Annotated in this window: 12 protein-coding genes and 3 pseudogenes; 7 read left to right on the plus strand and 8 right to left on the minus strand. The window is 54.0% G+C overall.

All coding sequences use genetic code 11. The features are described 5' to 3' along the window. Nucleotides 1-11 precede the first annotated feature (11 nt). From OAN307_RS12600 to OAN307_RS12610, 3 genes are read right to left on the minus strand one after another with little or no spacing between them, the layout of a single operon-like run. On the minus strand, nt 12-1,334 hold the full coding sequence (locus OAN307_RS12600; protein WP_044043660.1) for a TRAP transporter large permease: 1,323 nt from the start codon (nt 1,332-1,334) through the stop codon (nt 12-14). Further along, a complete protein-coding gene (locus OAN307_RS12605) occupies nt 1,334-1,891 on the minus strand; it encodes a TRAP transporter small permease subunit (RefSeq protein ID WP_085982884.1) in 558 nt (185 codons plus the stop codon). The genes OAN307_RS12600 and OAN307_RS12605 overlap by 1 nt, the downstream gene beginning before the upstream one ends. A 5-nt stretch (nt 1,892-1,896) precedes the next feature. Next, nucleotides 1,897-2,661 carry an N-formylglutamate amidohydrolase gene (locus tag OAN307_RS12610; protein ID WP_015500108.1) on the minus strand — a complete coding sequence of 255 codons (765 nt, stop codon included), beginning with the start codon at nt 2,659-2,661 and terminating at the stop codon, nt 1,897-1,899. A gap of 123 nt (nt 2,662-2,784) precedes the next feature. On the opposite strand from OAN307_RS12610, the gene OAN307_RS12615 reads away from it, so the two are divergent. The 3 genes and pseudogenes from OAN307_RS12615 to OAN307_RS26355 all read left to right on the plus strand — a co-directional run bounded on the left by OAN307_RS12615 (nt 2,785) and on the right by OAN307_RS26355 (nt 6,648). Further along, the gene (locus OAN307_RS12615; RefSeq protein WP_015500109.1) at nt 2,785-3,657 is read left to right on the plus strand and encodes a MurR/RpiR family transcriptional regulator; all 873 of its coding nucleotides are present in this window, start codon (nt 2,785-2,787) and stop codon (nt 3,655-3,657) included. Between the two features lie 343 nt (nt 3,658-4,000). Beyond that, nucleotides 4,001-5,245, plus strand: coding sequence for an NAD(P)/FAD-dependent oxidoreductase (locus OAN307_RS12620; protein WP_015500111.1), 1,245 nt, complete (start codon nt 4,001-4,003; stop codon nt 5,243-5,245). 273 nt (nt 5,246-5,518) lie between these two features. Continuing rightward, a pseudogene (locus OAN307_RS26355) lies at nt 5,519-6,648 on the plus strand (transposase). Nucleotides 6,649-6,717: 69 nt separating this feature from the next. On the opposite strand, the pseudogene OAN307_RS30065 reads toward OAN307_RS26355, so the two are convergent. Continuing rightward, a pseudogene (locus OAN307_RS30065) lies at nt 6,718-6,966 on the minus strand (IS6 family transposase); the annotation flags it as partial. A 56-nt stretch (nt 6,967-7,022) separates the two neighbouring features. Next, nucleotides 7,023-7,994: pseudogene (locus OAN307_RS12630) on the minus strand (IS5 family transposase). Between the two features lie 664 nt (nt 7,995-8,658). Here OAN307_RS12630 and OAN307_RS12635 point away from each other — a divergent pair. Continuing rightward, complete coding sequence (locus OAN307_RS12635; protein WP_144055571.1) at nt 8,659-9,348, plus strand: PAS domain-containing protein; 690 nt, start codon at nt 8,659-8,661, stop codon at nt 9,346-9,348. 37 nt (nt 9,349-9,385) lie between these two features. Here the strand turns inward: OAN307_RS12635 and OAN307_RS12640 are convergent, their stop codons facing one another. Continuing rightward, complete coding sequence (locus OAN307_RS12640) at nt 9,386-10,756, minus strand: class II 3-deoxy-7-phosphoheptulonate synthase (protein ID WP_044043663.1); 1,371 nt, start codon at nt 10,754-10,756, stop codon at nt 9,386-9,388. A 198-nt stretch (nt 10,757-10,954) separates the two neighbouring features. On the opposite strand from OAN307_RS12640, the gene OAN307_RS12645 reads away from it, so the two are divergent. Genes OAN307_RS12645 through OAN307_RS12655 form a run of 3 tightly spaced genes read left to right on the plus strand, consistent with a single transcriptional unit; the run spans nt 10,955 to nt 12,809 of the window. Then, nucleotides 10,955-11,956: a GlxA family transcriptional regulator gene (locus OAN307_RS12645; protein ID WP_044044718.1), complete on the plus strand. Its 1,002-nt coding sequence runs from the start codon at nt 10,955-10,957 to the stop codon at nt 11,954-11,956. Nucleotides 11,957-12,009: 53 nt separating this feature from the next. Beyond that, nucleotides 12,010-12,435, plus strand: a complete 426-nt coding sequence (locus OAN307_RS12650) for a hypothetical protein (RefSeq protein ID WP_015500115.1) — start codon at nt 12,010-12,012, stop codon at nt 12,433-12,435. Then, complete coding sequence (locus tag OAN307_RS12655) at nt 12,432-12,809, plus strand: hypothetical protein (protein WP_245540841.1); 378 nt, start codon at nt 12,432-12,434, stop codon at nt 12,807-12,809. The genes OAN307_RS12650 and OAN307_RS12655 overlap by 4 nt, the downstream gene beginning before the upstream one ends. A gap of 95 nt (nt 12,810-12,904) precedes the next feature. Here the strand turns inward: OAN307_RS12655 and OAN307_RS12660 are convergent, their stop codons facing one another. Then, on the minus strand, nt 12,905-13,384 hold the full coding sequence (locus OAN307_RS12660; protein ID WP_144055572.1) for an outer membrane protein: 480 nt from the start codon (nt 13,382-13,384) through the stop codon (nt 12,905-12,907). Between the two features lie 81 nt (nt 13,385-13,465). Then, nucleotides 13,466-14,335, minus strand: coding sequence for an NAD(P)-dependent oxidoreductase (locus tag OAN307_RS12665; protein WP_015500118.1), 870 nt, complete (start codon nt 14,333-14,335; stop codon nt 13,466-13,468). Nucleotides 14,336-14,365: the final 30 nt, after the last annotated feature.

Raw genomic sequence — 14,365 nt, forward strand, 5'->3', positions numbered from 1 at the left:
TTCTTATAGGGTTAATTATACACGTAATTCGGGAGCCACGTGGCGATGCCGGGGAAGATCATGACCAGCGCAAGCGCCAGCACCATGATCAGCACGAAAGGTGTGATCGATGAATAGATATCGCGTAGGGTGATCTCAGGCGGGGCCATCGCGCGCATGAGGAACAGATTATAACCGAAGGGTGGCGTCATATAAGCGATCTGTGTCGTGATTGTATAAAGGATGCCGTACCAGATCAGATCAAAGCCGAGTTCACCAACAAGCGGCACGTAAAGCGGCGCGACGATCACCAGCATCGCAGTATCGTCAAGGAACGTGCCCATCAGGATAAAGCTAAGCTGCATCAGGATCAGGATGGTCCAAGGACTTAGGTTCAAGCGGTCCGTAAATACAAACTCAATCGCTTTGACGGCACCCAGCCCGTCAAAGACCGCACCGAACGCGAGGGCCGCAAGGATGATCCACATGAACATACATGTGATGCCCAGCGTGTTGCGCACTGAATTTTCAAAAACCTCGCGCGTCATGCGGCCCTTCAGGACCGCCGCAACAAACGCCGCGATGGCCCCGATGGCCGAACTTTCGACGAGCGACGTCCAGCCGCGCACGAACGGCACCATCATCACCGCAAAGATGACGATAGGCAGGAGGCCCGCACGCAGCAGGCGCAGTTTTTCGGCGCGTGAAATGTTACGCTCGCTGGCAGGTAAAACCGGTCCAAGCACCGGATTAATCCGACAGCGCACAACGATATACATGATAAACAGCGCGGCCATCATCAGGCCCGGAACGACCCCTGCAAGCCACAGCTGTCCGACAGGTTGGCGCGCAATCATCGCATACAGGACCAGCACCACGGACGGTGGTACAAGGATGCCGAGACTTGACCCCGCCTGAATAACGCCGGTGACCATTCGTTTGTCATAGCCACGTTTCAAAAGCTCAGGCAGGGCAATTGTGGAACCGATTGCCATGCCTGCCACGCTCAACCCGTTCATCGCGGAAATTAGCACCATCAGGCCAATTGTGCCAATCGCAAGCCCGCCACGCAGGCCGCCCATCCAGACGTGAAACATCTTGTATAGATCGTCGGCAATCTTACTTTCCGAAAGCACATAACCCATGAAAATAAACATCGGTAGCGTCAAAAGCGGGTACCATTTCATCAGCTTCATTGCCGCAGAAAACCCGATGTCAAAGCCACCTTTGTCACCCCAAAGAAGCAACGCTGCGACGACGGCAATAAAGCCAATAGCGCCAAACACACGCTGGCCAGTCAGCAGCATCAGCATCATCGACGAGAACATTAATGTGGCGATCAGCTCATATGACATCAGATGGGTTCACCTTTGAGCCGCAAGACATCTTTGAACAGTTCCGACAGGCATTGCAAAAGCATCAGAAACATTCCCAAGATCATGATTGATTTGATGGGCCACAGATAGGGACGCCATGCAGTTGGCGAGCGTTCCATGTGACCGATTTCTTCCGTGCCTATAACCAGTCCACCAAAGAACGAGAACGGTTCTGTGCCCCAATAGCCCAGTGAATAAGCAGTTGAACTGACGGCCCCATACAGCAGGACACAGAGGTAAAAGATGAGGAACAGCACGGTAAACAGATCGAACCATGCTTTCTTGCGGATTGACCATTCGCCGTAAAGTAAATCCATTCTCACGTTTGATCCCAACTGGATCGAATAAGGGCCGCCAAGGATGTAATAGGCGACCATGACAAACTGCGCCATTTCCAGTGTCCAAAGGGTCGGTAGAAAAAATGTTTTGCTGATTGATGACCACAGCAAAATTCCCATCAGAACGAAAATACCATGCATGATGATGCGCCCGACGCGGTAGTTCACATAGTCGACAACGCGGATAAAACTCTGCATTAGGGCTAGCACTTTACGCCCTCCGTTACGTCCAAAATTGCAAGGGCGGCGGACAGCCATTTGGCAAGGCACTCTGCCATGGCGTCTTGGTGGTTCGCGTCGGCGATCAGGTCATTGCGAATTTCCAGCATTACATTCAAGTGGCCCGACTTTATCGCGTGCTCTTTTAGGGTGTGGGTCACGCCATCTTCTGGGCCATATGGGTCGTTTATCGCAACTTTCAAATTCGTGTATGACGTGCCAATTTGCTTCATCGCGTTGGCAAGACGATCATCAGAATCGTGCAAAATACCTATTTCGACAGTGCGCGGCGTTCCATGATAGATTGGTGTAAAACTATGCACGGTGATGATGATCGGATCCGGCGTGGCCGCAATGACAGCGGCTAGGCAGGTGCGAAACGGATCATAATAACTGATGGTTCGATTGTCGCGCTGCGCTGCCGTCAGGTTAACATTTCCTGGAACATTTATCTTTTCGCTTCGCACGGGAATTGCATCATGCGCGTAAGGGGGGCGGTTGCAGTCAAAGACCAGCCGCGACACGTTGGATGTGATCAATTTTGCGTTTAGGCATTTCGCCAAACCATGCGCCACGTCCACCGCACCCGGGTCCCAAGCGATATGGCTTTTCAGCGCGGCGTCATCCAATCCAAGTCTATCGAATACTGGAGGAATAAACCTGCTCGCATGTTCGCATACCACAACCACCCTTGATCGACCCTCAGGATTGAGGACCAAAACTGGGTCATGTGGTATGGCAGGTTGCATGTGATTCCTCTAGGTTCCCTGATCACAACGTGCTCGCTCTGCCTGACAAGAGTCAATTAAATTATGAAAATAATTTCACAGCCGCCTGCGTCTTGGTATAAATTGAACAAAATGGAGGCGTAGATGACCGAACCGACGCATACGATATCTGATCGAATCCAGCAAAAGCTGGACGATCTAACGCGCGCTGAACGCCAACTGGCCCTGTCAATACTTGAGAACTATCCCGCGTCCGGTCTTGGTCCGTTAACGGCGCTTGCCCAGGACGCAAACGTGTCCGTCCCGACGGTCGCGCGAATGGTGCAAAAGCTTGGTTATAAAGGCTATCCAGACTTTCAATCTGAGTTGCGCGAGGAACTGCGTGCCAAGGTGAAAAACCCGATCGCCAAGCATGACATGTGGGCTGAGGCTGCCCCATCCGAGCATCTTTTAAACAGGTTTACGGATGCGGTGATCGACAATATCCGCCTAACCCTAAGCCAGATTAACCCTGCCGAATTCGATGCAGCCAGTGAGCTGGTCGCGGATCAATCGCGCCATCTTTTCATTATTGGTGGACGGATTACGCATACCTTGGCCGAATATTTTTACCTGCACATGCAGGTTATTCGACCTAATTTGACGCACGTTCAATCGACATCAAACACCTGGCCGCACTACCTTTTGAATGCGAAAGAAGGTGACGTCTTTGTCATCTTTGATGTGCGCCGCTACGAAAATAACACCCTAAAACTGGCTGAAATGGCCCATGCCCGTGGTGCCAAGATTATCTTGTTTACCGATCAGTGGCGCTCTCCGGTGCATCATCTGGCTGACATCAGTTTAAGTTGTCGGATCGTCGTTCCGTCAGCATGGGATTCCGCGGCAACCACGATGCTTTTGATCGAAACGATGATTTCATCCGTTCAAAATCTGAATTGGGACGAGACCAAAGAACGGCTGGAGACATTAGAAGTCATGTTTGATCAAACAAAGCTATTCCGGAAGTTTACATAGCTTCAATCACACCAATGCAGGCGCCTACCTGAATTTACGCGCCCAAAAAGGGTGCTTTCGATGCTGTCTGACGAATGCGAACTCGTCTCAACTTACCACCAAATTCCAGAACCTGCCCCATCGGACATTGCAGTCGTTACCAACGTGACAAGCATCGCCAGATTGCTATACCTTCTTCATAATAGACCTGATGAGGACCTCAAGCCAAGGTTGCGAATTGGAAAATTTGAGCCTGAATTTGTTTGATGGCATTTCTGCGTCGGGCATTTCTAATTCGGGCCTTTCTAAAAAACTGTCCGGGCAACAGAATAAAACGCCATCTATTTTTTGAGATTGGAAGCATATGACAGAAAAACCCACCATCGTTATCGGCGCAGGAATGTGTGGCGTGTCCACCGCGATTTGGCTGCAAAGATTGGGTCATTCGGTTATTCTCATGGATAAGGGGACGCCTGGTATGGGGGCGTCTTACGGAAACGCAGGCCTATTGGCGCAATGGGCTGTTGCTCCGGTGACATCCCCTACCCTTTGGCGCGAGGCTCCTAAGTATCTACTGGACCCAAATAGCCCCCTGTTTATGAAGTGGTCCTACTTTGCGCGGCTCCTGCCATGGCTTGCGAAATACTTGTCGCACGCGACCGATGCCGCTACCCGGCGCATCGCGTCAAACCAGATACCGATGGTGTGCGACGCAGTTGATCAACACAAATCTCTGGTGCGCGGAACCGATTTAGAGCGTTGGGTGTCTGACAGCAAGTTCAGCTATGCTTATAAGTCAAAAGCGCACTTTGACGCTGATGCCTACACATGGGAATTAAAGAAACACGCTGGTTTTGAACCCTCAATTGTGACCGGCGGCGCGGTACAAGAATGTGAACCCATTTTGGGGTCAGCAATTCAGTGTCTGGCCGTTCTTGAAGGGCAAGGCCATATCGTGAATCCGGGCCAGTACATTGCTGAGTTAACGAACTACTTCACTAAAAGTGGCGGTAAGTTTGTTCAGGCAGAAGTCCACGACATGCACAAAACAGGCGGGCGTATTTCGCATATCGATACGGATAAAGGGTCATTCGAGTGTAGCCACGCGGTGATAACGGCCGGTATCTGGTCAAAAGACTTGATGAAAAAGCTTGGATTAAAAGTGCCCTTGGAAGCTGAGCGTGGCTATCATGTGATATTCGAGAACCCGTCAGAAATGCCGCGCAACCCGATGATGATCACCTCTGGAAAATTTGCTGTAAACCCTATGGATATGGGGTTGCGGTGCGCTGGTACTGTTGAGCTTGGTGACCATCACGCAGGCCCCAGCAAGGCTCCGATCAAGTTTTTAATGCGGCATGCGAAAGAAGTTTTTCCGAACCTAACCTATACAGGAACCCAAGAATGGATGGGGTTCCGCCCATCTACACCGGATAGCCTTCCGTTGATCGGCGAGCTGGGGGACACTGGGATTTACACTGGGTTTGGCCATCAGCACGTTGGTTTAACTGCCGGTCCAAAGACTGGACGCCTCATTGCACAGATGATCGACGGCAATATGCCAAACATTGATATGTCACCTTACGCGCCTGAAAGGTACCTTGGATAACCTAGCTTTCGACATCTCTCCCATTTCCGCCCAAGCACCGATGGCCTTGTTTCGTGCTGGTGATCTTGAAACAATATCCAGAGACAGCCGAACAAATGTCCGGCTTTCAACAGAGGCGCAGCGCTTAGGCACCCATTTATAGAGTTGGAAAGAATTTCTGCGCATTTTGATCATAACAAGCGCCCCATGCTTACATACCATGAATGGGCGTTGTTGAACAAATAGCTTGCTGAAGTGATTCATGTCGCGAATCCAGCGTGGTAGCTGGTGTATATGAGCACATTTATTCCTCCGATTTACCGCACGAAGAACTGGCCCGAGTATAATAGGGCGCTGAAGCGGCGCGGGTCTCTGACCATTTGGTTTAATCCCGAGGTTACGTGGAGAGCCACACCGACCACTGCCCGGCAGTCGATAGTATGCAAACGATGAGACGGGGGGGAGCCAGGCCGCCAGCCGCGTTATAGCGATGCTGCGATCCAGGCTTGCCTTACGTTGAAAGTGCTTTTTGGAATGCCCTTGCGGCAGACGACTGGCTTTGTGGAGAGCCTGTTAAAGTTGGTCGGCCTTGACTGGGAGGTTCCGGACTTCAGCACGTTGTGTCGGCGTCAAAAAACGCTGTCGGTTGCCATCCCGTATCAGGGCTCAAAAGGCCCCCTACACCTTCTCGTGGACCGCACTGGCATCAAAGCCCCCTCTCAGCAGCATCCTGCGGATGCACCTGCCGGGCAATGGAGGGCGAAGGCGAGTGGAACGCCCGCGCAAGCACTCCTCTCACACATGCAAGCATGTGTTGCCGGGCAAAGGGCGGCCCCAAACGCCGCATCTGGTGTAAGATACACATTCATTGCCCGGCAGGCGAATGGGACATTCTCTGAGAGGGGGATTGACGAGGAAACGCTGGAGATACGGGCGATCGAAGTGACTGGAAGCAATATCGGCCCCTCTCGGCAGATTGCTTTGCAATCGCCTGCTGGGCAGTGGACGCACCTATGCTGCCTGACTTACTGGGGCAGATCGCGCCAGATCAAGAGATCGGTAGTGTCACCGCGGACGGGGCGTATGATACGCGCAAATGCCACGAGGCTATCGCTGCGCGTAATGCCCATGCTGTCATCGCGCCGCGCAAGAATGCAAAGCCTTGGCAACCGGAGACGCCGGGAGCGGTCGCGCGAAACGAAGCGATACGTTCCTCGCACTACTTGGGCAGAGCCCTGTGGCAAAACCTAACAAGATACCACCGCCGAAGCCGCGTCGAGACAAAGATGAACTGTACAAAACGACTCGGGCAGAGTCTTGCAGCACGCGACTTCGACCGACAGGTCGCGCAGGTACAGATCCGCGCTGCCATCCTCAATGGCCTCATCGCCTTGGGCATCCCGCGCACCGTTACTGTAGAGTAAATCAGTCAGGGTTAACGGCTAGTTCGCTCACAGGACGATTTGTGCAACAAGGCCGCGAAATACCGGAACTTACGCGGAACAAAGACCGCGCCACTCAGCAAGAGCAGCGGTCCGGTTCAGCTTGAAATTGTCTCTGCTGTAGTGGGCGCGCTCCAGATTGAAATGATTGTGAACTGATGCGTAGACCGCGACGAACTTTTGCAGACTTCGCATGGCCCGTTCTCTTTGTCAAAAAGGCAGGTGAGAATTTTCAGCCCGGTTGTTCAGCCAACGACCCATTTCTTGGTGATCGGTATTGCTGATAACCTTCATCGCAGCACGGCTTTGTTGCACAAATCGCCCTTATGGCGTGCTTCCCCTGACCCCTGACGGATTCAGCCTACAGTAACGGTGTTTGGGATGCCAAGGGCGGTGAAGCCGTTGAGTATCGCGGCACGGATTTGGACTTCCGCAACTTGCCGGTCAAAGTCTCGTGCGGCCAGGCGCTGCCCGAGTAGTTTCAAACAATGCATCTTTGTCTCAACACGACTCCTGCGGTGGTATCCGCTCAAGCGACGCCATTGAGCGCGGCCGAGATCCTTTGAGGACTGTACCGCTTCGTTTCGGGCTCTGGCCCCCAGCGTATCCGGCTTCCATAGCTTGGCATTCTTGCGTGGCGGGATGACAGCACGGGCATTGCGGGCCGCAATCGCATCATGGCATTTGCGGGTGTCATATGCCCCATCTGCTGTGACACTGCCAATCTTCTGATCTGGTGTGATCTGACCGAGAAGGTTGGGCAACATGGGTGGGTCTCCAATGCTGCTACTCGTCACTTCGACCGCGCGTATCTCCAACGTTTCTTCATCAATCCCTATATGTATCTTGCGCCACACCCGACGTTTCGGCCCGCCATGCTTGCGAGCGTTCCACTCACCTTCGCCCTCAACTTTGATGCCGGTACTGTCGATAAGGAGGTTTAGCGGGCCCTTTGAGCCCTGATACGGGATGGTAACCGATAGCCTTTTCTGACGCCGACATAACGTGCTGAAGTCTGGGACCTCCCAGTCAAGGTCGATCAATTTCAACAGGCTTTCCACAAAGCCCGTCGCCTGCCTCAAAGGCATTCCGAACAGCACTTTCAACGTGAGACAGGCTTGGATCGCCGCATCGCTATAGCGTGGCTGGCGGCCCCGTTTGCCCCCCTCTCATGGTTTGCAAACAAACCACTGCCGGGCAACGGTAGGCGCAGCTTTCCAAGTGACCTCTGGGTTAAACCAAATGGTCAGTGACCCGCGTCGCTTCAGGGCCTTGTTATACTCAGGCCAGTTCCTCGTGCGGTAAATCGGGGCGATAGGTTTACTCATGACGCCAGCTACCATGCTGGATTTACAACATGAATCCCTGATACGAGACTATTTGTGCAACAAAGCCTCGCAGCACCATAAGATTGTGAACTCACACTGAAGCACAATTTCTGTGGGATTAGTTTATCTCGATGATGTCTCTCCTTCAATCAATTTTGCGCGGAAGACCTCAGCAGGGGTTCGACAAGGCGGGTGATTTCGTAGGATGTATTGAAGGAGCGGAACGGAGAGTGTTTTGTCAACTCGCCTTCTTTGACAAAATCGACGCGATTGCCCCCTCTCATCGATATTGCATATCGACTGCCGGGCAAGGGACCAGCGGCTTTCGCGTTGCCCCTGCGCCACCTAGAACCATACATACGGCTCGTTCGCGCACGTCTGGTAAATATCTGTTCGTTGATTTGTTCATAATGCTCCATCCTACTCAGCTGTTGGAGTCTTCGGCAAACAAGGGGCGGTTCAATATGCGTTGCAGCTCAAGCCAAACCCCGATCCAAAGCAAGGGCGCAGACCACGTCATCGGGGGCCAAATATGTCCACCAAACTGTTAAGCCGTTAACCTATTAGGACTTTGTTTAGAGAATTCAGAACGTAATTGTGTAACAAGGGTATTGCGAACGAGACCACCCGATTGAAGAGTAATAAGCAACCGAGGACGATATCCATGAGCCTGACATTTGACCCCTACAAACTGCGCTCGCATGATATCTCCCAAGCGGAGGACGTGATGATGACCAACCCGACAGCCCTGAACGAATTGGAGCAATACTGGTCATCCCTCCCCCACACAGGCGGCGTTCCACTGCGCAAGGACGTTGATCCAGTTGCGATGGGGGCCCTGCTCGAAGACAGCTTTATTCTGGAACGTGTAGCACCAGGTGTGGCCCGTATCCGTGTCGCCGGCCGCAACATCGCCAAATTGGTCGGTGTCGAACCTCGCGGCCTGCCGCTAACGGCCGTGTTACTGCCCGATGCCCGCGCTGCAATGGTCTATTATATCGAAGCGGCCTTCAACGGCCCAAGCATCGTTGAACTGCCACTCCAAGCGCCGCGTGCTGTTGGCCAACCGCAGTTGGACGGCAAGATTCTGCTGCTGCCGCTGCGGGACGATCACGGCCGTGTCAGTCGCGTATTGGGTGTTCTGGTGATGAGCGGACGTCGTGGAATTGGCGGACGTCGCTTCAGGATCTACAACACACCAGCCCCCCGCGTTGAACAGGTCGAGGAACCGATCGCTGGTCTTTACGCGGTTGGTGGTGGCAAGACCACCTCGCTGCGCCATCGCTTGCGTGTGATTGACAACAACGAGGCGGAGAGCAAACCTACCCTCCGCCTCGTTGTTTCAAACTCGTAAGGCCGTAACCTTATTCTGGCAGTTTGTCCTGTCTGTCTTAGGCGGATTGCGCGGACTGCGCCGACGCCCGCCGCGCAGACAATTCCTCACCAACCAAGAACGCCAGCTCAAGCGATTGCGATGCGTTCAGGCGTGGATCACAGGCCGTGTGATAGCGATCTGACAGGTCTTCATCCGTCACTGCGCGCACACCGCCAGTGCATTCCGTCACATCTGCACCGGTCATTTCAAAATGCACGCCGCCTGGGATTGTGCCTTCTGCATTGTGCACCCCGAAGAATTCGCGCACTTCGCGGAGCACCGATTCAAACGGACGGGTCTTATAGCCCGTCGATGATTTGATCGTGTTGCCGTGCATCGGATCACAAACCCACGTTACTTTGGCACCTTCTTCTTCAACCGCTTTGATCAGACGCGGCAGGTGTTCGCCAACCGACCCCGCACCAAAGCGCGCGATCAGTGACAAACGGCCCGCTTCGTTATCCGGATTCAACTTTGCCATCAGCGCCTTAAGATGGCCGGACGTCATTGTCGGGCCGCACTTCAACCCGATCGGGTTCTGCACGCCAGCGCAGTATTCAACATGTGCACCGTCAGGCTGACGGGTGCGATCCCCGATCCACACCATGTGGCCGGACCCTGCAAGCCATTTTCCAGATGTCGAATCCACCCGTGTAAGGGCCTCTTCATATTCCAGCAAAAGCGCCTCGTGGGAGGTGTAGAATTCTACTGTTTCAAGCGCATGTGCGGCTTCTTCGCCCATGCCAGCGGCCCTCATGAAATCAAGCGTGTCGCTGATCTGTTCGGCCATTGCACGGTACTTTTCCGCCTCGTTTCCAGCGGTAAAGCCCAAGGTCCACGCGTGGACCTTGTGAATGTCGGCGTAGCCACCCGTCGAAAAGGCGCGCAAAAGGTTCAACGTACCTGCGGCCTGTGTGTAGGCTTGCAGCATCTTGTCAGGGTTCGGCATGCGTGATTCTGGCGTGAATTCCAAATCGTTGATGATGTCACCGCGGTAGCTTGGCAGTTCAACGCCGCCCACAACTTCTGTCGGCGCTGAACGCGGCTTTGCAAACTGCCCCGCCATCCGGCCAACCTTGATCACGGGCACCTTGGCACCGAATGTCAAAACGACCGCCATCTGCAACATCACTTTGAATGTGTCGCGAATACCGTCGGCATTGAACGCCGCAAAGCTTTCGGCGCAATCCCCGCCCTGCAAGAGAAACGCATCGCCGCGGCTGACGTCCGCCAGATGGGAGCGCAGACGCCGCGCTTCGCCAGCAAAAACCAGTGGCGGATAAGTGCTCAGCTTTGCCTCAACAGCGTTCAGGGCGGCAGCGTCGGTATACTCCGGCATCTGTACCCGCGGCTTGTTGCGCCAGTCTGATTTTTTCCAGTCCGTCATGTTCGTGCTCCGAAAATTTTGCGCCCCTTTTGATCGTTTCGGGGTCGCGTTAGCGATACCAGAATGGCATATAACAATCCTGCGGATAAGGTCCAATGGCAAAATGCGTCTGCTTTTGTCGTAAACGACGTTTAATTGTCTTGCTCGTTGCCCAGAAAAGTGATGAGGCTTGGTATCAAATTTACGGATGCAGCCGCCATGCAACGCCACCATACCAGCAACATCGAAAAATCCCGGGCCGCACCGCACCGGTTTATTTTTGTGCTTTTGAACGATTTTACGCTGCTGTCGTTCGCTGCCGCGATTGATTGTTTGCGCCTGGCCAACCAGATGTCGGGTGAAGACCTGTATTCTTGGCGCATCATTGGCGAAGGCGGCGGAACGATAAACTGTTCAACTGGTACGACGTTCACGCTCGACGGCGATCTTGATGAATTGCACCGTGACGACACGGTGATGCTGTGTGGGGGGCGCGATGTGCAGGCGGCCACAACCAAACGCATCCTGAACTGGCTGCGCCGCGAGGCGCGACGCGGGATCATTATGGGGGGGCTTTGCACCGCGGCGTTCTCCCTTGCCAAGGCGGGGCTGCTGGACGGCAAACGCGCCACGATCCACTGGGAAAACCACGATAGCTTTGCGGAAGAATTCCTCGAAGTTGAACTGACAAAGTCGGTCTTCGTCAAAGACGGCAATCGCTGGACCACCGCTGGCGGCACCTCGTCGATTGATTTGTTTTTGCAGATCATCGCTGATCAACAAGGCGATGAATTGGCCAATGCTGTAGCCGATCAGCAGATATATTCCTCGATCCGTACCGACCAAGACACCCAAAGGTTGTCTATTCCAACACGGATTGGAGTGCGCCACCCCAAGCTGTCCCGCGTCATCCAAGCGATGGAACTAAACATCGAAGAACCGATCAGCCCATCCATCCTCGCCAAAGACGTCGGCATGTCGACGCGGCAGTTGGAACGGCTGTTTCGTCGCTACCTGAACCGCTCCCCGAAACGTTACTACATGGAATTGCGCCTGCAGAAGGCGCGCAACCTGTTGATGCAGACGGATATGTCGGTGATTAATGTTGCACTGGCGTGCGGTTTCGCATCGCCGTCGCACTTTTCAAAATGTTATCGTGCGCATTACGACACAACCCCCTACCGTGAACGTGGCGCCCATGCAGCGCGCTTGTCGGTTTGATCGAAAAACTGCGATTGCGGTGGGCGACGCCATTCTGTCTTAAAGGCTAATAGATGAACCGTTCCGCAATGCTATCCATTATTATGATCATCGTGATCGTTATTTTGGCGCTTATCGCAATATCATCAGGCCGCTCAGATGCGCCTGATTTGGTGGGTGATGACAGCTACCCGCACTACGTTTGCACCACCAACAATTATTGCGAAGGCGACATTTGTTCCCGCGAACCGCTGTCCTTTGTCGTCTATCTGCGCCACGCAGATGGCTTGCCACGTCTTGAACTGCGCGGTTTTAGCCCCCGCGCGACGCTCACTGAAATCCCTGACGGCCTTGTTTTCGAAAGCACTGGCGGCGACGTCAGCGGCACCCTTACAGTCTTCGAGGATCGTGGCATTGACCTCACCGCGACCTCCGGGGAAAGCAGTTCCTTGATTGAATATTACGCGTCCGGATCGTGTGAACGTCTCGTCACACCATGAAACGCCTCGTGTCAATGCTGTGGGCGTCACTCTGCTTCATGGCCGCACCTGCGGCGGCTGATCTTTTATGTCTGCTCACCGACGTGAACTGCCTGTCAGATTGCGCAGAAACATCCGTGCACTTTAGCATCAACACCAGCCAGTTCGTTGATGCACAAGACCCAAATGACCCGCCGCGACGGCAGGTCAGCGACGTCGCCATCGGGGATCGTCGTTTCACCGCGCAAGCCATTATGATGGACGGCGGCATAGTTGGGTTCCACGAAGACGCAGGCGAGCTGGGCAGTGCGTTGATGATCGTGCAAGCAAGTGGTGCCGCGCGACTAACGCTTCAGCCGCAGAACATCACCTTACGGGGTATGTGCACAGAGTGACGCGCAAGTCACGGCGGCTAATGAAGCCCCAGCGAAACCCCGTAGACGGCAAACAAAAAGGGCGGTCCTACCGCCGCCCTTCCCTGCCATTTGTGTCAGAAGCCTGTAAAAACTATAGGATATTCGCAGGTTGAATGGGTCGGTCTCAAGTGGGCCGCACGATCAAGCTCGTCTGTGTCGTGTGCAAGATACCCACCACCGATACGATCATTGTCGTTGATTGCGTATCTTGCGCCCAAGCCGTAAAAATCGACCGTGTCGCTAAACCCAGAATCGAGGTCAAATGCCGCGAATCCAGCCTTAATATAAGGCATGAAAGCGCCGAGGTCATGATCGGCAATCGCCTTCAAGTGGGCAAAGTCAGCATCGACGCCCGCGCCGATGTCAATCGTAGGAACATCATAGTCGAATTCGCCGCCGACAACGAATGACCAAAGATCGCGCAGGCAACCGGCGTGGAGACCAAAGCCACCAGCATCGTCCGATGTGATGCTGTCGCCAGCATCACATCGGACGTACTGACCACCGACGTAGAAACCAGTCCAGTCAGTGCTTGGCGTCATTTGAGTGGCCATGGGCACAACATGTGCCACCATTACAGGAGCTTCAAAGTTGCCAGCGAACGAGGCGGTTGTGGGCAGCAATGCTCGCCTACTTCATTGACTGCGCAACCGCTTTATCAAACTCGATGTATCCCAACGGTTTCCGCCCATATTCTGGACGTCCTTGTAGAACTGATCCACAAGCGCGGTGACCGGCAATGCCGCGCCCGTTTCGTTCGCTGTATCAAGACATATGCCAAGATCCTTGCGCATCCAATCCACTGCAAAGCCATGTTCGAATTCACCGTCAATCATCGTCTCAAAACGGTTTTGCATTTGCCACGATCCGGCAGCGCCTTGGCTGATGACTTCGACGACAGCGCGCCCGTCGAGGCCGGCTTTTTCTGCGAAATGCAATGCCTCTGACAGGCCCTGAACCAGCCCTGCAATAGCAATCTGGTTGCACATTTTGGTCATCTGTCCCGCACCGCTGTCCCCGATACGGCGGCAGACGCGGGCATAGGCGTCAATGATTAGCTCGGCGCGCTTGTAGACGTCTGCGTCGCCGCCACACATGACCGACAACACACCGTTTTCGGCCCCCGCCTGGCCGCCCGAAATCGGCGCGTCGACAAACGAAAACCTTGCGTCTGTCGCTGCTGCAGAAAGCTCGCGTGTGACTTTGGCGGATACGGTCGTGTGATCCACAAACACAGCCCCCTCCGACATCGTCGCGAATGCGCCATCTTCGCCGACGCAAACAGCCCGCAGATCGTCATCATTGCCCACGCAGGACATCGCAAAATCCGCGCCCTTGGCCGCTTCAGCAGGTGTTGCAGCAGCCGCGCCGCCATGTTGCAAAACCCAAGCATCCGCCTTTGCAGCTGTGCGATTGTACACTGTCACATTGTGTCCAGCTTTCGCCAAATGCCCTGCCATGGGGTAGCCCATAACCCCCAAGCCCAAAAATGCCACTTTTGCCATCACGTCTCTCCCGCTTGCATCATCATTTAT

It is taken from the genome of Octadecabacter antarcticus 307 (genome assembly GCF_000155675.2).
GTDB lineage: Bacteria > Pseudomonadota > Alphaproteobacteria > Rhodobacterales > Rhodobacteraceae > Octadecabacter > Octadecabacter antarcticus.